This is a genomic window from Chryseobacterium sp. MMS23-Vi53 (assembly GCF_047651245.1).
Lineage (GTDB): Bacteria > Bacteroidota > Bacteroidia > Flavobacteriales > Weeksellaceae > Chryseobacterium.
The window spans coordinates 817,902-838,751 of the sequence record NZ_CP180265.1 but is presented as its reverse complement, the minus strand read 5'-3'; the positions used below and the strand labels follow the sequence as shown (position 1 = coordinate 838,751).

Genomic DNA, 20,850 nt, shown 5'->3' with positions numbered 1-20,850 from the left:
TTGAAAAAAAATTATAATCTAATAGTCTTTTAAAACATGACAATTTGACTTTTTTTACTGTCAAGCGAAATACTAACAGAGTCTTGCAATACTCTCAAAGAATATAATTTGATATAAAAAGAGTCTCGCAACACTCTCGAAGAATATAATTTAATGCAAAAGAAATCTCTATTGATATAAAAACTGTCACGCAAGATTATAAAAGAATCTACCTATACATTCAGAAAGTCTTCCTCCACTTTATCATTCCATAGGAATCTAAGCTATAATATTTAAAAGTGATATGAAAAAATTAGCACCTAGATTCCTACGGAATGACAAATTGGAGGAGAAAAATAATTAAAAACGATAAGATTTACCCTGTTTTAATATTTAACTCAAAGATTATAAAAGGGGAAACTTCAATTTTATGTTTAAAGATTTATCAAATTTTCAATAATTTATTTTTATGGTTTTCAGTGTATTGATCTCATTTTAACTTAGTGTAAAATCAATGATTTGGAATTGTAATTATTTGATTTTTAGTACGTAATCAGGATGCAGCAGGATGCTTCAGTTTACGTTTGTGTTTAGATTAGTTCACACAAAATTAATCTTATGAAAAAACCATTACTCACTAAGCAAACTCTTACGGCTTTGCTGTTTTGCGGGTTAACATTTTCTACCCTTGATCTTAATGCTCAAACGTTAGCCTTTCCCGAAGCTACCGGTTTTGGTAGATACACGACAGGAGCGAGGGGTGCTGCTAATCCTCAAATTTATCTGGTTACGAATTTAAATGACAGTGGTCCCGGTTCATTCCGTGATGCGGTGAGCCAGCCGGGGCGATTTGTAATCTTTAAGGTTGGTGGAATTATCAACTTACAATCAGTTGTTGCTGTAGCTGCGAATACAACAATCGCGGGACAAACTGCTCCCGGAGAAGGTATCGTATTTTTAGGACCAAGAGTTTCCTTTACTGGAGCTAATAACACGATTGCGAGATTTCTTCGTCTCCGTTATGGCGGAACTTCTCAAAATCAGGATGCATCGGGAATTGCGAATGGAGCCAATATCATTTTGGATCACATGACGTTTACCTGGGGAACCGATGAGGTTTTCTCTGTAAACTGGGATGGAAACGGAACAAGTCCGGATAATATTACGATTCAGAATTCTATTATCGGACAGGGAATGCATCGTCACAACCATTCTGCAGGAGGTCTAATGCAGCCACCTGCGGGAGGGAAAATCAGCTTAATCGGAAATTTATACATTTGTAATAAAACCCGAAATAATAAGATAAAAGGAATCAACGAGTTTGTCAACAATGTGGTTTACAACTGGGGAAATTACGGAAACACTTATGGGCACACGCAATCCGGTGAAGCCTATATCATGGGTGGAGATTCCGCAGGAGCTTCTTACGCGAATATCATCAACAATTATTTTATTGGAGGTCCGAATACAAACAGTGCGGTTACTACACCTTTTAGTGTAGGAAATGCTAATTTCAATTTGTATGGCTCTGGAAATTATTTTGATAATAATAAAAACGGAACTCTCGACGGAACTTTAGTTCCACAGAATTTAACGGGATATCCTGTCGGAGATGCTGCTACAATACAATCGACAGCGTATGATTATCCGATGAAAAATACGACGGTGACAGCTCAGTCAGCTTTCGACAAAATTATTGCGAGTGGGGGAGCATCGTATCCAAGAAGAGATCAGGTGGATCAATTAATGATTTCAGATTTGCAATCAAAGGGAACGACAGCGACTTATGTGTATGTTCAGACAGATTTAACAACTCAATTTGGATTTTCAAATGGTGGTGCAGGTCATGTTTACGGTGCTCCGGCTCCTTTAGATTCGGATAATGACGGAATGCCCGATGCTTGGGAAACTGCAAATGGGTTGAATCCTAATGTTTTTGATGCTTTAGCAGTAAGTGCAACGAATGCACCATATCTGAATATTGAGGTTTACATTAATGGTTTACCAAATACAGCTCCGCCAGATTTTATAATTCCGCCAACGAATTTAAATTTCACAAATGCAACAACAGCAGGAAATCCGGCTGCAAGTTCTTTAACTGTTAATTGGAATGATAATGCAGTAAACGAAACAAATTATATTTTAGAAAAATCAATTGACGGAACTAATTTCTCAGTTTTGGCAACGCTTCCTGCGAATACGACAAGTTATAATGAGACAGGTTTAACGCCAAATACTCAATATTATTACAGAGTTAAAGCCATAAATGCAACTGAATCTTCGGTTTATACTTCAAATACATCGGTAACGACACCACCAGTTCCGTCAGCTCCGACAAAACCGGTAACTCCGACTCCGACAAATGAAAATAATGCAGTAGAATTGAGCAGTGGAAATTTATTGTTAAAATGGACAGGTAGCGCAAATACAACAAATTACACGGTTTATTTCGGGACAAATCCGCAAAATTTAACCAATCTTGGAAATGTTGCTTATAGTGCGACGCCATCTTATCAGCTTAATAATTTAAATACAGGAACAGATTATTATTGGAGAATAGATGCTTCTAATGCTCTTGGAAGTGTAACGGGAGATGTTTGGAGTTTCCGTGCGATTACTCCAAGTCTTGTCGGAAACTGGCCATTTGCAGAAGCTCCGCTATCGGGTGAACAGATTACTGATGTAACATCTTTTGCTAATCATGGAACATTAAATGTGGCCTACGATAATGCCAATGTGAGAGTTCCTGGAAAAGAAAACAACGCGCTTGACTTAGCCACTGCACCAAATACTTATATTGCAAGTATTCCTCATCAGGATCAGATATTTTTTAATAATAATTCGTTTACGGTTTCTTATTGGATGAAAGCTCCGACAAGCATGATTCCATCGTCTTCGGCGACAAGTCTGTACGTTTTGTGTAAAGGATCTTTTACTAAAAATACTACTACAGGTGCGACAGGTAAACGTTTTAATGTTGAAATTAAAGGAGGTCAATTAAGATACGCAATCGATGATGACGTGACGAAGAAAGAAATCACTTCCCCAATAGCCAATTATTTCACAGGAAATTGGGTTCACGTTGTGATTATGAGAGACATTACAGCGCATAAAATGAGAATTTATACAAACGGTGCTTTAAGTGCTGAAGGCGACGAAACTGCAGTAACAGGCATCGGTGAAACCAGTGATTTAATCATAGGAAACATAGGTGAGCTTGAATTTTTGTCAACGGCAAATGCTCCAGCTCCGTATAAAGGTGCTATTGATGAGCTTAAAATGTACAACTATGCTTTATCTTCAACGGAAGTTTCCAACTTGTACAATCAGGCGGTGCTGAGCAATGATGAATTCAGCATCAGCAAAAATGTGGGAACGGTGTATCCGAATCCTGTGAAGGATCAAATTTTCATTAAACTTCCTGAATATAAAAAATCTAATCTGACGGCAACTTTGCTTGATATGACCGGAAAAATTGTTGTTAAGGAAAAATTGAATTCAGATGGAAACGGTACTTTTAAATTAAATATGACCGACAAAAAAGCACCCGGAAATTATATTTTGAATGTATCAGGAGAAAATCTGAACAGTAATTTTAAAGTTATTGTGAAATAAATTTAGAAAAATTTCATTAATTCATATAAGATTGTTTTAAAAGATCCCTTTCAGTAATGAGAGGGATTTTTGTTGTATTTACCTGTGTACCATTGTAAATTCAATTAGGATTATATGAGTATGAAAAAAATTATACAATTAAAATAGAAGATAGTATTTTACTAATTTTAAAACATTAAAAATCATGATTGAGTCTGATGTTGCGCCTCCAGTTTTTGAATTAAATTCCCCTTAACAACAGTAAAAATATAATCCTTCGCCTCTGCAAAAGAAATCTCATATTTTCGATCGATCTTTCTTAAATCTTCCGGGAATTTCGACAATACATTATCATAAAAAGTATCTAAAAACTCTTTCGAAGGCATTTCATAATTTATTTTCAGTTGAAAACGTCTGATTAAAGCTGTATCAATGATTTCGGGGTGGTTGGTAGCACACAGTAAAAGCGCGTTTTCAGGGTAATAATCGATCAACTGGATCAACGTGTTTACCAATCGTCTCATTTCGCCTACATCTTTGTCGTCGCTACCTCTCGCTTTCCCGATCTGGTCGAGCTCATCGAGAAAAAGAACGGATCTTTCACGCGCCGCTTTATCGAAGATCATTTTGATATTCTGAGAAGTTTCTCCGATCCTTGAAGAAACGATATTACTTAAATTTAAAATGATGATATTTTTACCCAAAGCATTGGCAATGGCCTTTGCAGTCATAGTTTTTCCACAACCCGAACTTCCCTGAAGAAGCACCTTATTGTTCACAGGAAGACCATATTCCTGCAATTCTTTAGCATAAGTATTTTCTTTAATAAGCTGTACAAACTGCTCCTTATTTCGGGGTTCAAGGAAAACATCATTTAGCGTCACTTCTTCTTTATCTTGAATAATAAGGTTGTACAGATTCATTTTTTTCTAAAATTAAATACAAAGATAATGCTTAAAAAAGTAAACCATAATGTATATGACTGTTTAAATCTTTTAATGTATTTGCAATAGTAGATAGAAAGGATTCAGAAAATAAAAAAGCCGAACACATAAAATTGTCCGGCTTTTTTGGCTTAATTATAATTTGTATGAAGAAATTCTATAAATAAGATCAATCCGAAGATTGAAATTTTAAAACAATCAATGTTTTATGAGTTTTCTGATTTGGTTTAGTTCTAATTTTTTTCGAAATTAATTTCTTTCTCTTCTAGTTGTTGCGAAATAAGAAGCGAATACGACTAAACATGTTGCAATTCCGATGTAAGTAATCATTTTGTTTTATTTTTAATTATTTGACTTTTTATTGCTGATTTTATACTTGCAATATTACAACTTTCAAATTACATGCCAAATGAAATAATCATGATGTTTATCAGTGTTTTACGGGTATTTATTTTAAATTTTATTGAAATTTTGTTTACAATAATTTAATGTAAAATCGAAAAAATATATGTACTTTTATTATCTTATCTGTAAATTTTTATTAATCTGTTAATAATTCTACATTTTCTATTTAAGAGTTGATAATACAAAAAAGAAAAAATGGTATGCATAATATCCTCATAAAGAATAAATTTAAATCACTTAATTTTGAACTTTAAAGATTTAAATATTGAAAAAATGTTGCTTTGTAGAAAATTATTTTAAGCTTTGATGAACTTAAATATAATATCGTATTACGTTTTAGTCAGAAATCTTTGTGTTAATTTTAATTCACATTAAAAATGCTTCCTGCAAATTGCGAAATCAATAGAAAGTTCTTTTTAAGTACATTTGTGATTAAAGTATTGAATATGGGGCGTAGTTATATTTTTTTGATTTTGGCTATTATATTAGAGATCATAGCAACCACTTTTTTGAAAAAGTCGGAACAGTTCACAAAATTGATACCCTCAATCATCACTGTGATAGGGTATGTCGCAACATTTTATTTCTTAAGTCTTACACTTCGCCAGATTCCGGTCGGTATTGCTTATGCGATTTGGTCGGGAGTTGGAATCGTTTTTATTACCATCATTGGTATAGTTGTTTTTAAACAAACTCCCGATTTACCTGCAATTCTAGGAATAGTATTAATCTTAATCGGAGTTATTGTGATTAATTTATTTTCGAAAATGGGAAGTCATTAGTTAAAATTATTCCTGAATAATTGCCTGGCGGAATTGTTTCTGTTTCCAGTGATCAGCTCTTTTTTCATAAAGGAAAAACTTTCCCAGTTTATATTTAAATTGTAAAAATCCACGGAATTCCACGCCATTAAATAAAGTATAAGGAATATTAGGATTTTCCTGTAATGCTTCTCTGATCCCTTTGCTAAAGACAGTTGGTCCCGTAGTCGCATGGATATTATTGGGGTAACGGTGAGTCTTTATGTTATCCAGCATAAGTTCTAGTGTCTTTTTTAGAAATGGATGTCCTTTTTCAAAAATCAGCGCCCACTGAACGTACAACCCTGGATGTCTCTCTACACTTATCACTGCTGAATCTTTCTCTTTAATAAGACTTCTCAAAGGTCTTGTCATGGCGCTGTCGATGTCTAAATAAATGCCTCCTTTTTTATATAAAATTGCGTATCGGAAAAAATCCGCTTTTGCAGCGCCAATGGTTAATTTATTGTAGTTTTCAATGTATTCTGGAGGAAATTCTTCAGTGATAAATTTTTGAATATCATTATCATCATAAAAGTAGTAACGATATTCGGGGTTGTTCCTTTTCATATTCCAGATGTAAAATTTTGTAAGCAAAGGGAGTTGTTTTGTCTTAAAAGTCTGAAATATCTGTTTAGGAATTGCCATAGTTTAATGTTTTAAAAGTCTATATTTGATTGAAAATAAGCTGAGATTAACTTCATTTGACTAAAAATATTTTAGTCATTTCCCTGGAATTCAGATGGAAAGGAATCCATAAAAGTCCCACAATGCCGGTAACGCTTATTTATTAATTAATCGTTTGATTAAAATTTTATTAAAAAGTTAAATCAATCATTTGATTAATTTTTTCTTTTTAAAGGTGAATATTAAAAACAGATATGATTTTAATAAGTATAGATTTTTAATTTAATTGAATATCAGTCTTATAGGTTCAATTTAAAACTAACTAGGGATATCTAGTTTAAACTTTAGAAAATTTAAATTTGATACTTTATTAAGTTATCAGGAAGTAATTAGAATATTTTAATATAATTTTTGATCTTTTGCGCAAAAAAAGCTTGTTCTTTTTCCTTTGCCGGTTTCTTTTTCAATAATCTCTAAACCACATTTTGGACAAATTTTTTGATGATAAATCTGAAAGTTCTTTTTTAAAACGTTGGCTTTTTTCCATTTTTTGAAATCAAAACTGTAGTTTCGGGCTTCAGCAATGAGTTCTTCGAGTTTTTTCTGAGGTAAATTTTCAATCAAACTTTCAGGATGAATCCCGATTCTGAAAAGTGCTTCATTCTTAATGATATTTCCAACTCCCGAAAAAATATCCTGATCCATGAGCGCATCACAAGCCATCATTTTTGGATTGGATTTTAACTTTTTCTCCGCTTTCGCAGGATTCCATTCGTCACTCATCACATCGGCTTCCCAGTCTATGTTTGCAAGAAAATCATCGTTTACAAGTTTAACGTTGCAGGTATAAAAATACATTCCGCCATTTTTAAAGACTAATCCTAAACGCAAATTGTCTTGCTGGTCTTTTTTTTCAAACAGGCTGTAAGAACCGAACATCAGAAGATGTATTCTTATGTTGACGGTGTCGAAAATCAGAAAAGTCTGTTTGCCAAAAGTTTTAATTTCTCTTAAAATATGATCCTTAACTCCATGATTATCCTGTAATGAATTTCCTTTAACATCAATAACTTTTTCACCTGCAAATTTTTGTAGATCTTCTTTCATTAACAAGATTGGTGGACCTTCTGGCATAATTGAATTTTTACTTTTTTAATTACAATTATGTTGCCATGATTTTACAGGGAAAAATAAAATTCGGTTTAAAATTTTCATCGATGCAATTCATTAAACATCTCAACATATTTTTCCTTAAACATTTTCTCCGCGTTTTCAGGAAAACGGAAATTATCTGGTCCTACATAAATTTGTTTTGTATTAAAATCTTTATTTACAATTCTTATTTGATTGTATTTTGTTAGCCAAACATCAAAATGTTCGATTAATTTTGTTGCTTCATCCAATAATTCCGGTGGTAAAAAATGTCCGTTATTAATCAGTAAATCGCGAATATGCTTATTAGATTTATAAATAATTTCATCTTCATAGAATGAATCATATTCTTTTAATTTCGAGTATTTATTTTTAAAGCTAAGCGAGAGGCGGTTGAGATGAATATATACTTGTCCAAGTAAATCCACTGTGTTTTTTCTCCATTCAAAATAAGAGAAATCCTTTTTAGACAAATGTTCAAATTCTCTTTTGATGATGGCATTCTGCCGTTCTGTTCTTTGGTGGAAAAAATACGCGATGATCGCTGTAAACAATGCAGTGACGATCGAACTTCCGAGTATTTGCTGTAATAATGCTGACATGATTCTGGTTATTAGTTATAACAAAGTTAGAGCTCATCTGTAAGAAGAGATTCAGGTATTTTACGGAAAAACAGAGGTGATAAATACGAGTTTTTTAGAAAAAATCATCCGATTAGTTCAAAAAAAATAAAATTTAAAGTAATTTTGAAAAATGATGAACTTAAACCAGATTTTCACCAATCAACGTACAGGAAACAATCCACACACCAAGGCTTCAAGAACGGATTTTCAACGAGATTTTGACAGAATTATTTTCTCTTCTGCTTTCAGAAGATTGCAGAATAAAACTCAGGTTTTTCCGCTTCCGGGAAGTGTTTTTGTACACAATAGATTGACGCATTCGTTAGAAGTTTCCTCTGTTGGTCGTAGTTTGGGAAGTGTTATTGGTGAGTTTATTCATGATAGTTTTTCGAGTGATCTTAATGAAGAAGCAAAAAGTTTCTACCTTCATAATTTAGGAAATGTTATTGCTGCGGCTTGTCTTTGTCACGACGTCGGAAATCCCGCATTTGGACATTCTGGAGAAGATGCGATCGCAAGTTATTTTGAAAGAAATGAAAAAGATTTAAAACCAAAATTCAATGAAAAAGAATGGGCAGATCTGGTTAATTTTGAAGGAAATGCAAATGCAATAAGAGTCTTGGCTCAACAGCAACAGGGTAAAGATGCAGGTGGAATTCAGTTGACTTTCGCAACGTTGGCAAGTATCGCGAAATATCCTTGTGAAGCGATTGCTAAAAAGAAAGGAATCATTCATAGGAAGAAATTCGGCTTTTTTCAAAATGAAAAGGACATTTTTCTTGAGATTGCAAAAGGAACAAATTTAATCTTAGAGAACGAAGAACCGTATATTTTTAAACGACATCCATTTGTTTGGTTAGTAGAAGCTGCAGACGATATTTGCTATAATATTATCGACATGGAAGATGCTCACCGATTGGGAATTGTTTCAACAGCAGACTGCAAAAACCTGTTTTTTGAGTTGGTAAAATCTGAAACGGATGATGTAAACAGAGTTGAGCAAAAGCTTAATTCTATCGGTAATGAAAACGAACAAATTTCTTATTTAAGAGCAAAAGTAATTAATGCATTAATTAATAAATCAATTTATCTTTATAAAAGTAATTTCAATACGATTCTTGAAGGAAATTTAGATAAAGGACTTTTGGATATTTATAAATCCGAAAACAAAGCTTTGCAGGATATCGAATCTTTCTCTATCGAAAAAATTTACAATCACAAAGCGGTTGTAGAAATTGAAAATGCGGGTTACAACGTAATGTACGAATTGTTGGATCATTTTATACCATCAATTCTAAAATCCTCCGACGATAGAAAATCTTACGACAAAAAAGCATTAAAATTATTACCAAAACAATTCGTTTACGATGAAGGAACGGATTATCAAAAAGTGTTAGGTGTCATCGACTTTGTATCCGGAATGACCGACAATTACGCAACCGACTTATACAGAAAAATCAAAGGGATTGATATCGGAATGACGGTTTAGATTTTGGTTGGAGGATGAAGATGGATGCCGGAGGTTTTTGATGTCTGAAAATTTAAATTTTTTATTTGAAGCCTTTTCCCGCTTTCCGTTGCAATCTTTTTTTTCAAAAAAGGATTTTCACTGCAATCGGGGCTATGGTGAAAGTCAATTATTTAAGATTTTGAAATAGGTACAAAGTTTGTCATCCTGTCAAGGATCTAAGCATAGTATTAGAAAATAGGATGGAAAAATTAGGGTCTAGATCCTTTACAGGATGACAAACTTTGTGCAAAATATTTGTTTAACTACAACAAAATTACCAATCCAATTGTAAACTTCCAGCATCCATCTTCCAACTTCCAACCAAACGTCACCCCATCAATTCATTCGCTTCTTCAATCAAAGATTTCATTAAAGTTGATGCGTTTTTATGCTTTAAAATCGGAGCAATCTGACCCGACCAAAAGAAAACCAATTCGTGTTTTTTCTGTTCCAATGCCGCTTTTCTCATCGATGCCATAAAGGTTGTCTGCAAAGGAAAAGGCAAAGTTTGGTCTGTTGCTGTCAACAATTTTCTTGTAATTTCTGTGGTAATTCCGCGTCCCAATCTTCCGGTGTAAGCTCTGGAAAGAGTAGTGAATTTGGCGGCTTCTGAGAACAAAAATTCTTTATGGATCGGCAATGCTCCGGATTCTTCGGTTGCCAAAAATGCAGTTCCTATTTGTACAGCTTCAGCTCCCAACGTCATTGCTGCTGAGATTCCGCGACCGTTTGCAATTCCTCCCGCGGCAACGAGCGGAGTTTTAACTTTATCTTTAACCAATTGAATTAAAGCAAAAGTTCCTGTTGTCGAAAGTTCGGCTTTGTCAAAAAACGAAGGTCTATGACCGCCGCTTTCGAAACCTGAAGCCGCAATGACATCTACACCAATATTCTCCAAAGCAATGGCTTCATCGACTGTTGTTGCATTTCCCACCACAATCGTTCCCTGATTTTTTAATCTTTCAATAATATTTGGATCCAAAAGCCCGAACATAAAGCTGAAAACTTTAGGTTTAATATCAAAAATAACCTGCAATTGATTTTGAAATCTTGATTCAAAAGAAGGAGGAAGTGGCGGAACTTCAATGCTTAAACTGTCATAGTAAGGCTTAAAAATTTCAACCGCTTTTTTATACTGATTTTCAGTGTGTTCCTGATCGATAATGTCGTGGTCATTTACCCAAAGATTCAGATTATAAGGTTTATCTGTGATGGATTTTATCTGTTGATGTACGTCATAAATTTCCTGAGGTGACAAAGTATAAGCTCCGTAACCTCCCAATCCACCAAGTTTGCTGACAGTTGTCGTCAATTCTACGGTTGATAATCCACCACCGAAAGGTCCCTGGAAAACTGGATATTCTATGCCGAGCAAATCGGTTATTCTGTTTTTATTCCACATGATTTTGATGATTTTGGTTGAAAAAATTTGTTTAAGTTCTACATCGGTTAATGTTTTATTTACGATAAGCCATTTACCATCAATTTTATGGAAAGTTATAAAATTATAGTAATTGAAATCGTACATTTTTACATTTAATTTTGCTGTAGCAATCGTATTGATCACATCAATCGAGATAATGGTTGGCTTAAAATCTTTCCCTGATTTTTCAGGACTTACGCGACTTCCGACACCTTCAATATATTGTGCCGCAGTTTTATAATACGGTACACCCTTGATGTCTCCGAAAAGTAGAGCATCTTTATGAAAAATTTTCCTTAGAAGTTCGATATTTCCTTCATAAATTCCTTTAAAATATAATTGCTCAATCGCATTTTTTATGGCTGTTTCTTCTGTTTTATCTATTTTCATGACATTGAATTTTTGAGCATAGCTGTTTATCGGTACAATAAACAGCCATGCAATGACAATTAAAACTTTCATTTTATAAACTATGACCAGCGCCCATTCCTCCGTCTACATTAATGATAGCGCCTGAAATAAACGAATTCTTAGCAATCGAGTGGATCATTTGTGCCACTTCTTCCGGTTTTCCAATGCGATTAATTAAGTGGATTCCCGCGTTATTGTCTATATTTTCATCGTGCATCGGAGTTCTGATTAATCCTGGTGCGACAGTATTTACTCTGATGTTATCTTTTCCAAATTCTGCCGCCAATTGTAATGTTAAAGCGTGAATTGCTCCTTTGCTAGAAATCGGTGCAGTGGAAGGAGACTGTGCAATCGCATGATAAACAAGCGGTGTCCCAACATTGATGACAACCCCATCTTTTTGCTTAATCATTTGCGGAAGAATTGCCTGTGTTGTAAAGAATGTTCCTTTTAAATTGGTTGCTAAAAATTTATCCAAATATTCTTCGGTTACATCTAAAAACGGTTTGTTATCGTAGATTCCGGCGTTATTTACAAGGACATCAATTGAGCCGAATTTTTCGAGAGCAATTTTTGCTAAAGCTTCTCCCGTCGATTTTTTTGAAATGTCTCCAGCAACCATTGCCAGATTTTCTCCTGCTCCCAATTGGTTGTAAGTATCTTTTAATTTTGATTCTGTTTGTGAGTTAATCACCACATTATCACCTCTGTCTAAGAAATATCGGGCAACTTCCAGACCAATTCCTGATGATGCTCCTGTTACAATTACTGTTTGTTTTTTCATTTTTAAATTACTTTTTTGGTGCTGTTGAAAACCCTTGTTCTTTCAATACGGAAACCTGTTCTCCGGCATATCCCCAGTTATCATCTTCGATTTCGTTAATCATAATGTGTGTCAAATGAGGATCTTTATTTAAAACTGTAGTAACAACTTCACTTATTTTTCTGATGAGTTCTTTTTTTGTTTCGCGGTTAATATCTTCGCGTAAAACATCTATTTTAATGAATGGCATGATGTTAAATTTTTAAATTGTTAGTTAAAATTTTATCACAAAAGAGACAAAAGACTGTCATTTTTTAATGATTAGAAAACAAAAATTTACAAGAGAAAAAATCTTTGATTTTTTTTAAACTTATATGTTCTTATTTGTGGTTCGATAATGAACTTAAATAATTAAAGCTTTTATCTTTTGTTTCTTTTGTGGTAGAAATAAATTGTTGATTAAATCGTTTCTGCAACCAAGTGTATGTTCAAATCGAAATTGTTGTAGATCAACGTGTCACCAAGGTTGGCAAAGAAATTAGCTGATCTGAATTTGATGTTGAATTTTGTTCTATCGATCACAATTTTAGCATCTAAAATCGCAGTGTTTTCTGTTTTTACAATTTGTAAAGTTGTTTCAATTGAATTGGTGATTCCTTTGATGGTGAGATTTCCTTTTACATGATAAAGATTGTTGTCGCTTGGTTCTGCATGGGTGATTTCAAAAATCGCTTCAGGATATTGATCTGAATTGAAAAAATCATCAGAAGCCAAGTGACTTGCAAATTGTGCGTTGGTATCTGCATCTTCCACATCAAGTATTGTGATTGATTTTGTGTTGATGATAAATTTTCCTGCCAGAAGATTATCGTTTTCAAAAGTGAAACTTCCTTCTTTTACTTCAATTGTACCGTTGTGGGCTCCGGTAACTTTTCTTCCGATCCATTCAACTAAACTTTTTTCACTGTTTACTTTAAAATTTTTTGTGTCCATTTTTAATTGGTTTTAAAATTATAGGACAAAGTTCAGCCGATTTGAAGAAAAAGTTATGTGAGGTACATCACGAAATGTGGGAGATTTTTGGTTGGTGGAAGTTGGGAGTTGGAAGATGGAGGTTTTACAATTGAAATGATTATTTTTTCTTGTAATTAAATAAATCTTTTTGCCCAAAGTTTGTCATCCTGTCAAGGATCTAGGCATACTTTTAGAAAATATAATGGAGAAACTTGTGTTGAGATTCCTACGGAATGACAAACGTTCTCAATATTTTCTAATACTTAAATGATTAGACACTCACTCTAGCCCCGATTGGAGCATTTGTTTGAGCTCATTTTTTGGGATTTGGCGCGGCAGCGAAGCTGCCGCGCCAAATCCCAAAAAATAGCGAGTGCGGAAAGCGGGAAATAGCTTCAAATAAAATGTATAGAAATTATTACTTTAGTAATAAACTCCTGTCATCCCTCTTCTCACTTCCATCCCAATTTATTGATGAAGTCTACTCAACGTCTCTCGTGTCACCCCTAAATAAGCCGCAATCAAATGCTTTGGAACCAAGTTATACAATTGCGGATACAATGCCAAAAGCTCTTCATATCTGAATTTCGCATCATTGTTCATGAAAGAAAGAAGGCGTTTCTGTGCGGCAACATAACCTTTATTTGTCCGCCATCTGAAAAAATGTTCTACTTCATGAATTTCACTGCAAATCTTTTCACGGTCTTCATTGGAAATAGATAAAATACTGGCTTTTGTGATACAATCCACGTTGATTGTCGCCCTGTTTTTGCTGTATAATGCATCAAAATCCGTCACCCACCAAGTCGGCATTGCAAATTGAAGGATAAACATTTTCATGTTATCATTAAGGTAAAATGCTTTTAGACAGCCGTCTAAAACAAAATATTCATGATTTACAAAATCACCTTCTGAGATCAGGCTTTGTCCCTTTTTTAGATTAATTAGATTAAAATGTCCAAAAACATAATCAAATTGCTCATCTGAAAGAGAAGCAAATTTTAAAACATGACCTTTCAATATTTCTTTTGCATCAACCATAATGGAGAATTTTATGAATCAAAATTAAGGATATTTGGTTTGAAGCGGGAAGTTTTTATTATGATAAAAAAATTCTTTTAGCTTCAATAACCTTCAGCTTCCTGCTTCCTCACTTCAAAAAAAATTGTATATTTAATGAAACACAGCATATTAAATTACGACATACAAATAAAATCAAAACACTATGAGTCTTTTTTTAGCACCCGTTATTTTTTTCGGATTAATTATTTTGTTTGCTTCGTTTTTTGTGGTAAAGCAGGAAACAGTGGCGATTATTGAGCGTTTCGGTAAATTTCAGGCAGTGAAACATTCCGGATTGCATCTTAAGCTTCCTATTATCGATCAGATTGCCAAGAGGTTGAACCTTAGAATTCAACAATTAGATGTAATTATTGATACAAAAACGTTGGACAATGTTTTTATTAAAATGAAGGTTTCTGTTCAGTATCAGGTGATCAGAACTCAGGCTGCTGATGCTTATTACCGTTTGGAAAATCCTGAAAATCAAATTACTTCATTTGTTTTTGATGTAGTAAGAGCAGAAGTTCGAAAATTGAAACTGGATGATGTTTTTGTAAGAAAAGATGATGTGGCTATCGCTGTAAAAGGCGAGCTTCAGGAAGCGATGAACAGTTACGGCTATGATATTATCAAAGCTTTGGTGACGGATATCGATCCGGATGAACAAGTGAAACATGCCATGAACAGAATTAACGCGGCAGAAAGAGAGAAAACAGCGGCAGAATACGAATCTGAAGCACAAAGAATCAGAATTGTAGCGGTTGCAAAGGCAGAAGCAGAATCAAAAAAATTGCAAGGGCAAGGTATTGCAGATCAAAGAAGAGAGATCGCAAAAGGTCTTGAGGAATCTGTAAGAATGTTGAATAATGTAGACATCAATTCTCATGAAGCATCTGCATTAATCGTAGTTACTCAACATTATGATACGCTTCATTCTGTGGGAGCAAGTAATAGAAGTAATTTGGTTTTATTGCCCAATTCACCAACGGCAGCGAGTGGAATGTTAAACGATTTAGTCGTTGCGATGACTACCGCAAATACAGTAGGAGAGGCTACTAAAGGAAATTATCCGAAACCTCCGAAAGACCACGAACATAATAATTAAAAATAAAAACCTCCGAAATTTTCGGAGGTTTTGTTTTATTTAGACTTCTTTTTCGAAATCGTTCTTACGTAAATATATTTTTCAGTGTTTCCTTCAAGACCTTCAAGATCTCTTTCCAGTTTCACTTCGATCACATATTCAAAACCGGGTTGATATTTAAAACCTTCTATTTTTTGAGAAAAATTCTCCCATTTTTTATCGGTTTTCTTAAATTTGACTTGATAACAATCTCCAGTTTGATTAATGCTCATGCATTTTATTCTCTTTGGTCCGATAATCATCGTTTGTTTAATTTCAGGAGTATCTGAAGGTGTATGCTGCTCTTTTACAATCTGCGTCGTAGGTGGCGGAGAATTTTGAGCTGATACAAATGCCGACGATAATGCTAAAATTCCTGTTAATAAAAAAGTTTTGTTCATCATTTTTTTGTTATTTTTTGTTTTTGAAGTTTGTTTAATTAATGAAGTTATTTTTTAGTTTTAGATACTTGTTTTACCAAGGTATATTTAATGGAAGAACCATCTGCAGGAGGATTCGCAATTTTTTCTGTTTTTACTTTTAAGACATATTCATAGCCTGGTTCATAAGTAAAACCTTCGATATTGCTGTAAAAGTTAGTCCAGTTTCCGGATGCATTTTCTTTTATCTGAAGACATTTCATGGGTGCAACACCTGTACAATCAGCGGTTTGTGATCCAACGATAAATGTTTTTTCATCACCATTTGATGCATTCGAAGCTGTTGTACACTGAGTTACTGCTAAAACTGCAATTATTGGAAATGCTCCTTTTAAAATTGTTATTAATTTATTCATGATCCCGATTTTTATTTTCTTGTGACAATTACTGTGCCGAAGTCTATTTGTGCAGGTTTCGCAGATCTTCTCTTGTTTTTTATTTTTTAATTAATTAATTTGACACTCCTTAATTTTTTAAACCAATCAGTCACAAATAGTAAAATAAAATATGAATAATCAATTAGAAACGGAAAATTATAAGATTGAAAAATATTCTTCATGGGCAGGAATTATTAATGATCATGAACTAATAGAGAAAATAAAAGACTCCGATTTTGCAAAGAGTCAGATCGACGAAGACCGAGATTATTGCTATTTTTTAGATCGAAAATATTACACGAGCAACCACAAAAACAGCGAATATACTTGCATGGCTTATACGCTGAATGAGCCTTCTAATTTGGAAAGGGCTTCTGTAATGGATATTGTAGTTGAAGAAAATGAAGTTTACAACATTCATAGAATCAGTGTGTTGAGAGATGGGGTTTTAATTGATAAACTTCAGGACATCAACGTGAAAGTTTTGGATAGTGAAAACCAAAGCAGTGGAGGAATTTTAAGCAGCAATAAAAAAATTAATATTACCATTAAAGATTTAAGGCTATATGATATTCTAATTTTGGAAGATTCCAGAGAGAAAAAATTTACAGATCGTGATTTTTTAAGAAAAGAATTCTCAAAATATGTTTGGGTAAGTCCCGACAATTATTGGGCGTATGGAAGTTATAAATTTACTTTTATTAATGATCGTGAGCAAACGATTGCTTATAAGAAAACATTTTTCAGAGATGATTTGGGAAATGTTACAAAATCTGAAATCGGGCATTTGCAGAAAGGAGAAAAATTTGTATTTGAAGAAAAAAATTATATTAACCCAGTTGATGCAAACCGCGAAATTTATCCCTATATAGATTTTGCCACGGAAAGTAACTGGAAAGACCTTTCTAATTATATTGCACCTATTTATCAGGAGATTTTTAACAAAGAAAAACTTCAGAATTTTGCTCCAAATTTGATTGAAAAACTAGATGCAATTCATAATATTGATGAAAAACTTCAATTTGCAATTGAATATGTTCAGAATAATATTTATTACATTTTCAATGCGAATGAAATGAACGGTCACAAACCTCAGGAACCTGCAATTACTTATGAAAATAAGCAGGGTGATTGTAAGGCGAAATCTGTTTTATTAAAGGTAATTTTAGATTATATTGGTGTTGAATCATCAATCGTTTTGGTGAATTTCCACACAGATTTTTACATTAAATATTATTTGCCTTCATTATTAACTTTCAATCATGTTATTGTTAAAATTAATCATAAAGGTGAAGAATATTTCGTAGATGCAACGATTCGCGATGAATTTGGTTTGCTTGAAAACCGTGGATTTATTTATTTTATGCATTATCTTGAGGTTAAAGAAAATCAAACTTTGGAAGAAAGAAAACCTCATACATTTTCCTATTTCTGCATCGACGAAAAAGTTGATTTAAACGTAAAAGATACCAGCGGAAAATTGGTTTTAACGACTACCTACAAAGGAAATCGTGCCAATGCCATGAGAAGATATTTCAAAAATACAAACAAGAGAGAATTGGTTGATGGATGGAATAATTTCCTGTTTTACAGCTTAAATTACTCCAACGACAGAAACGGAACGGATGTCCGAAATATCTTTAAAGATGCATCAATAGACATTATTTCTGACGATAAAAAATTGAATGAGTTTAAAATTCAATACAAATCTACTGTTGAGAATCCGTATTATACAGATCCTCAAAAGAATCGATTTTTAATGTATTTCGACCGAAATGTTGTGAAAGCAAGCGCACGTGATTTTATGCATAAAGATCTTCCGTTTTGGCATAATTTCGACAGTGAAAAGTATGAAATTAATCTTTATACAGATCAAAAAATTGATACTGGCGAAAAATATCCCGTTCAGGAAAGTACAATCAATAATCCTTATTTCAGTTTTACCAGCCGAAAAAAAATAGCCAAAAACGGTGCTTCGATAAATATTGAATATAAACCTCTCACCAACCTTGAAATTCCTCAGGATGATTTTGAAAAATTTAGAACAGATCATCACACGATTGCAGATAGCAATTTCGGATTGGGTATTGATATTATTGAACCCGGATTGATGAATATGTTGAAATTCAGCTTTAAGAAGAAGTTTAAATAATTGTGCTGGAAGCTTGAAGTTGGAGGCTTGAAGTTTTTAACTCGTAGTACTAGAAATACTAAAATTCCCCCTTCTATGGAGGGATGGATTTTTGCGAAAAGGAAAAACACGAGGTAGTTAAATAAATAATATTTAAAAGTTTAAAATATAGATCTTAATAAGGTTTCGGCGGGTTTGCAAAGCAAACCCGCCGAAACTGTTTTATAAATAATTTATAGCTTAATCAATGTATAAGTTTAAGCAGAAATTTAACTACAATTCAGAATTATTCCTCCCAAGGTTTTGGTTTCTTTTCTTGTGGAATTCCAGAAAACTTCTGTTTACCTATTAATAACTCAAAAAACAGTCGAAAATCCGAAATTAGAGACCATAAGGGATATTTAAAAGTTGCAGGTTTGTTTCTTTCTATCAGAGCATGACTAAACCACGCAAAACCATAACCGAAGATCGGAATATACCAAAGAAATCGTTCTTTTCCGGAACTTATGACGTAACCAATCACCACAAAAACCAATAAAGTTCCTATAAAATGGAAAATGCGAGTCCCCATTTTGCTGTGCTCAGTAAGGTAAAACTGATAAAATTCATTAAATGTTTTTATTCTTTCAGACATGGCATTTCTAGTTTAAAATTTAAAAATCTAAAGCAAGAAGTTCGCCAATCTGGAAACTAAATAAAAAAGGCAAAACTGTGATTAACAATTTTGCCTTTGATTATATTTTATTTAAAGTTAAGCATTTCTAAGCTTACTGTTTTTATGCCCGTAGAAGAAATAAATTACCAGTCCGATTGCGAACCACAGTCCGAACCAGAACCAGTTTTCGTGGCTCATTCCTGTTAAAAGATATAAACAAGAACTTAATCCAATTAATGGAATTAATGAAAGATTTTTCACAAAAGTCCAAACACAAAGAACTAAATTAATCAAAATAAAAAAGAAAATAGAAGCCCTGAATTCTCCTTCTTTGGGATCGCTCCAGTCTGTTAAACCTTTGAAAAATTCTGGCTGCCAAAGGTAAAATCCAATCAATCCACCGATAAAAATAACTGGGAAAATAATCTTTCCGTTCACATAAGGTAAGTGAAATCTTCCTTTGATTTTTTCTTTCGCAGGCAGCATTAAAACTCCTGCACAAACCAATACAAACGCGAAAATTGTTCCGATACTTGTAAAGTCTAAAATGAAAGTTTTGTCTGTAAATAAAATAGGAACTCCCACAACAATACCTGTTACAATCGTAGCAAATGAAGGTGTTTTATATTTTGGATGCACAGTCTGGAATTTTTGAGGCATCAATCCGTCACGACTCATTGCGTACCAAATTCTCGGTTGTCCCATCTGGAAAACCAAAAGTACAGTCGTGATTGCTACAATTGCAATAAATGAAACCGTAAGTTCCATCCAGGCAACATTGGCATTTCCTTTTTCAAAAATAAATGATAAAGGATCTCCAACACCGTCAAACTTTTTATAATCTACCATTCCGGTTAAAACCAAGGTTAACGCAATATAAATTACCGTACACAATACCAAGGAAATAATCATCCCTTTCGGTAAGGTTTTTTGTGGGTCTTTTGTTTCTTCTGAAAGTACGCTTAACGCATCAAAACCAATATAAGCAAAGAAAACTCCCGAAACAGCACTCATAACTCCCACAAAACCATTTGGCATAAAAGAAAGTGTTCCTGTTTCCGGGCTTATTGGCGTCCAGTTTTCTGTGTTGATATAAGCGAAGCCAACCAAAATTACAAGTACAATTACAGCTAATTTTAAGATTACTAATGAATTATTAAAGTTTTTACTTTCTTTAACTCCAACATAACATAACCAAGTAATTAACCCGTTGATAACCAAAGCAGGAACGTCGACGATAAATTTTAAACTTCCCAATAAAGGAGCTGTTTTCCAAGCATTAAGTAGTTCTTTATTTTCAGAACCGCTCATAAAAGCCTTTTTAGCTTCGGTGTAGCTGCAGGTTAAATAATCGGGGATATGCATTCCCAAACGTTCTAAAAAGCTGGTAAAGTAATCCGACCAAGAGAATGCAACGTAAATATTTCCAAAAGAATATTCCATGATTAAAGCCCAGCCAATGATCCAAGCGATTAATTCACCGAAACTTGCATAAGCGTACGTATAAGCAGAGCCCGCTGTTGGAATTCTACTTGCAAATTCTGCGTAGCAAAGTGCTGTAAATCCGCATGCAAAACCGCAGATCAAATATAGTAAAATAACGCCGGGACCTCCTCTGAAAACGGCTTCCCCTAAGCTGCTGAAGCTTCCTGCACCAATAATCGCCGCAATACCAAAAAATACGATGTCCCAAACACCCAAAACCCGTAAAAGATTGGTGGATGTATCTGTTTCTGAATAGATTTTTCTTCTAAAAAGTTGACTCATTCAATTCTATATTTGATTTGAAAAAAGCAAATGTAATATTTTCTCGGAAA

The 20,850-nt window shown here is 33.7% G+C and carries 18 protein-coding genes; 5 read left to right on the top strand and 13 right to left on the bottom strand.

Translation table 11 applies throughout. The annotated features are described in order from the left end of the window. Positions 1-597 precede the first annotated feature (597 nt). Complete coding sequence (locus ACKX2A_RS03760; protein ID WP_415327699.1) at positions 598-3,594, top strand: LamG-like jellyroll fold domain-containing protein; 2,997 nt, start codon at positions 598-600, stop codon at positions 3,592-3,594. Positions 3,595-3,776: 182 nt separating this feature from the next. Here the strand turns inward: ACKX2A_RS03760 and ACKX2A_RS03755 are convergent, their stop codons facing one another. Beyond that, the gene (locus ACKX2A_RS03755; protein WP_415327698.1) at positions 3,777-4,496 is read right to left on the bottom strand and encodes an AAA family ATPase; all 720 of its coding nucleotides are present in this window, start codon (positions 4,494-4,496) and stop codon (positions 3,777-3,779) included. An 872-nt stretch (positions 4,497-5,368) separates the two neighbouring features. Here ACKX2A_RS03755 and ACKX2A_RS03750 point away from each other — a divergent pair. Then, positions 5,369-5,704, top strand: a complete 336-nt coding sequence (locus tag ACKX2A_RS03750) for a DMT family transporter (protein WP_415329402.1) — start codon at positions 5,369-5,371, stop codon at positions 5,702-5,704. A gap of 6 nt (positions 5,705-5,710) precedes the next feature. Here ACKX2A_RS03750 and ACKX2A_RS03745 read toward each other — a convergent pair whose 3' ends face one another. From ACKX2A_RS03745 to ACKX2A_RS03735, 3 genes are all read right to left on the bottom strand, one after another. Continuing rightward, positions 5,711-6,292 carry a glycosyltransferase family 32 protein gene (locus ACKX2A_RS03745; protein WP_415327697.1) on the bottom strand — a complete coding sequence of 194 codons (582 nt, stop codon included), beginning with the start codon at positions 6,290-6,292 and terminating at the stop codon, positions 5,711-5,713. A 456-nt stretch (positions 6,293-6,748) separates the two neighbouring features. Further along, positions 6,749-7,483, bottom strand: coding sequence for an endonuclease (locus ACKX2A_RS03740; protein WP_415327696.1), 735 nt, complete (start codon positions 7,481-7,483; stop codon positions 6,749-6,751). Between the two features lie 77 nt (positions 7,484-7,560). Further along, positions 7,561-8,103 (bottom strand): hypothetical protein, encoded by a 543-nt coding sequence (locus ACKX2A_RS03735; protein ID WP_415327695.1) that lies wholly within the window; start codon positions 8,101-8,103, stop codon positions 7,561-7,563. A gap of 154 nt (positions 8,104-8,257) precedes the next feature. Here ACKX2A_RS03735 and ACKX2A_RS03730 point away from each other — a divergent pair, with 154 nt between their 5' ends. Next, positions 8,258-9,613: a deoxyguanosinetriphosphate triphosphohydrolase gene (locus tag ACKX2A_RS03730; RefSeq protein WP_415329400.1), complete on the top strand. Its 1,356-nt coding sequence runs from the start codon at positions 8,258-8,260 to the stop codon at positions 9,611-9,613. 349 nt (positions 9,614-9,962) lie between these two features. Here the strand turns inward: ACKX2A_RS03730 and ACKX2A_RS03725 are convergent, their stop codons facing one another. The 5 genes from ACKX2A_RS03725 to ACKX2A_RS03705 form a co-directional block, all read right to left on the bottom strand. After that, positions 9,963-11,447 carry a nitronate monooxygenase gene (locus tag ACKX2A_RS03725; RefSeq protein ID WP_415327694.1) on the bottom strand — a complete coding sequence of 495 codons (1,485 nt, stop codon included), beginning with the start codon at positions 11,445-11,447 and terminating at the stop codon, positions 9,963-9,965. Between the two features lie 73 nt (positions 11,448-11,520). Beyond that, on the bottom strand, positions 11,521-12,252 hold the full coding sequence (locus ACKX2A_RS03720; RefSeq protein ID WP_415327693.1) for an SDR family NAD(P)-dependent oxidoreductase: 732 nt from the start codon (positions 12,250-12,252) through the stop codon (positions 11,521-11,523). A gap of 7 nt (positions 12,253-12,259) precedes the next feature. Beyond that, positions 12,260-12,481 (bottom strand): tautomerase family protein, encoded by a 222-nt coding sequence (locus ACKX2A_RS03715; RefSeq protein WP_415327692.1) that lies wholly within the window; start codon positions 12,479-12,481, stop codon positions 12,260-12,262. A gap of 209 nt (positions 12,482-12,690) precedes the next feature. Then, on the bottom strand, positions 12,691-13,224 hold the full coding sequence (locus ACKX2A_RS03710; RefSeq protein ID WP_415327691.1) for a YceI family protein: 534 nt from the start codon (positions 13,222-13,224) through the stop codon (positions 12,691-12,693). Between the two features lie 489 nt (positions 13,225-13,713). Beyond that, on the bottom strand, positions 13,714-14,286 hold the full coding sequence (locus ACKX2A_RS03705) for a Crp/Fnr family transcriptional regulator (protein WP_415327690.1): 573 nt from the start codon (positions 14,284-14,286) through the stop codon (positions 13,714-13,716). A 184-nt stretch (positions 14,287-14,470) separates the two neighbouring features. On the opposite strand from ACKX2A_RS03705, the gene ACKX2A_RS03700 reads away from it, so the two are divergent. Beyond that, on the top strand, positions 14,471-15,412 hold the full coding sequence (locus ACKX2A_RS03700; protein WP_415327689.1) for an SPFH domain-containing protein: 942 nt from the start codon (positions 14,471-14,473) through the stop codon (positions 15,410-15,412). 35 nt (positions 15,413-15,447) lie between these two features. Here ACKX2A_RS03700 and ACKX2A_RS03695 read toward each other — a convergent pair whose 3' ends face one another. Next, positions 15,448-15,834, bottom strand: a complete 387-nt coding sequence (locus ACKX2A_RS03695) for a DUF4377 domain-containing protein (RefSeq protein WP_415327688.1) — start codon at positions 15,832-15,834, stop codon at positions 15,448-15,450. Between the two features lie 44 nt (positions 15,835-15,878). Then, positions 15,879-16,226 (bottom strand): DUF4377 domain-containing protein, encoded by a 348-nt coding sequence (locus ACKX2A_RS03690; RefSeq protein WP_415327687.1) that lies wholly within the window; start codon positions 16,224-16,226, stop codon positions 15,879-15,881. Between the two features lie 151 nt (positions 16,227-16,377). On the opposite strand from ACKX2A_RS03690, the gene ACKX2A_RS03685 reads away from it, so the two are divergent. Beyond that, positions 16,378-18,399 carry a hypothetical protein gene (locus ACKX2A_RS03685; protein WP_415327686.1) on the top strand — a complete coding sequence of 674 codons (2,022 nt, stop codon included), beginning with the start codon at positions 16,378-16,380 and terminating at the stop codon, positions 18,397-18,399. A 265-nt stretch (positions 18,400-18,664) separates the two neighbouring features. On the opposite strand, the gene ACKX2A_RS03680 is transcribed toward ACKX2A_RS03685, so the two are convergent. Both ACKX2A_RS03680 and ACKX2A_RS03675 read right to left on the bottom strand, forming a co-directional pair. Then, positions 18,665-19,012 carry an Mpo1-like protein gene (locus tag ACKX2A_RS03680; RefSeq protein ID WP_415327685.1) on the bottom strand — a complete coding sequence of 116 codons (348 nt, stop codon included), beginning with the start codon at positions 19,010-19,012 and terminating at the stop codon, positions 18,665-18,667. 117 nt (positions 19,013-19,129) lie between these two features. Next, complete coding sequence (locus ACKX2A_RS03675) at positions 19,130-20,800, bottom strand: APC family permease (RefSeq protein ID WP_415327684.1); 1,671 nt, start codon at positions 20,798-20,800, stop codon at positions 19,130-19,132. Positions 20,801-20,850: the final 50 nt, after the last annotated feature.

Bases quoted from the DNA above. Each gene is read 5' to 3' on its own strand.
- ACKX2A_RS03760 (WP_415327699.1), top strand. From the start codon at position 598: ATGAAAAAACCATTACTCACTAAGCAAACTCTTACGGCTTTGCTGTTT.
- ACKX2A_RS03755 (WP_415327698.1), bottom strand. From the start codon at position 4,496: ATGAATCTGTACAACCTTATTATTCAAGATAAAGAAGAAGTGACGCTA.
- ACKX2A_RS03750 (WP_415329402.1), top strand. From the start codon at position 5,369: ATGGGGCGTAGTTATATTTTTTTGATTTTGGCTATTATATTAGAGATC.
- ACKX2A_RS03745 (WP_415327697.1), bottom strand. From the start codon at position 6,292: ATGAAAAGGAACAACCCCGAATATCGTTACTACTTTTATGATGATAAT.
- ACKX2A_RS03740 (WP_415327696.1), bottom strand. From the start codon at position 7,483: ATGCCAGAAGGTCCACCAATCTTGTTAATGAAAGAAGATCTACAAAAA.
- ACKX2A_RS03735 (WP_415327695.1), bottom strand. From the start codon at position 8,103: ATGTCAGCATTATTACAGCAAATACTCGGAAGTTCGATCGTCACTGCA.
- ACKX2A_RS03730 (WP_415329400.1), top strand. From the start codon at position 8,258: ATGAACTTAAACCAGATTTTCACCAATCAACGTACAGGAAACAATCCA.
- ACKX2A_RS03725 (WP_415327694.1), bottom strand. From the start codon at position 11,447: ATGAAAATAGATAAAACAGAAGAAACAGCCATAAAAAATGCGATTGAG.
- ACKX2A_RS03720 (WP_415327693.1), bottom strand. From the start codon at position 12,252: ATGAAAAAACAAACAGTAATTGTAACAGGAGCATCATCAGGAATTGGT.
- ACKX2A_RS03715 (WP_415327692.1), bottom strand. From the start codon at position 12,481: ATGCCATTCATTAAAATAGATGTTTTACGCGAAGATATTAACCGCGAA.
- ACKX2A_RS03710 (WP_415327691.1), bottom strand. From the start codon at position 13,224: ATGGACACAAAAAATTTTAAAGTAAACAGTGAAAAAAGTTTAGTTGAA.
- ACKX2A_RS03705 (WP_415327690.1), bottom strand. From the start codon at position 14,286: ATGGTTGATGCAAAAGAAATATTGAAAGGTCATGTTTTAAAATTTGCT.
- ACKX2A_RS03700 (WP_415327689.1), top strand. From the start codon at position 14,471: ATGAGTCTTTTTTTAGCACCCGTTATTTTTTTCGGATTAATTATTTTG.
- ACKX2A_RS03695 (WP_415327688.1), bottom strand. From the start codon at position 15,834: ATGATGAACAAAACTTTTTTATTAACAGGAATTTTAGCATTATCGTCG.
- ACKX2A_RS03690 (WP_415327687.1), bottom strand. From the start codon at position 16,226: ATGAATAAATTAATAACAATTTTAAAAGGAGCATTTCCAATAATTGCA.
- ACKX2A_RS03685 (WP_415327686.1), top strand. From the start codon at position 16,378: ATGAATAATCAATTAGAAACGGAAAATTATAAGATTGAAAAATATTCT.
- ACKX2A_RS03680 (WP_415327685.1), bottom strand. From the start codon at position 19,012: ATGTCTGAAAGAATAAAAACATTTAATGAATTTTATCAGTTTTACCTT.
- ACKX2A_RS03675 (WP_415327684.1), bottom strand. From the start codon at position 20,800: ATGAGTCAACTTTTTAGAAGAAAAATCTATTCAGAAACAGATACATCC.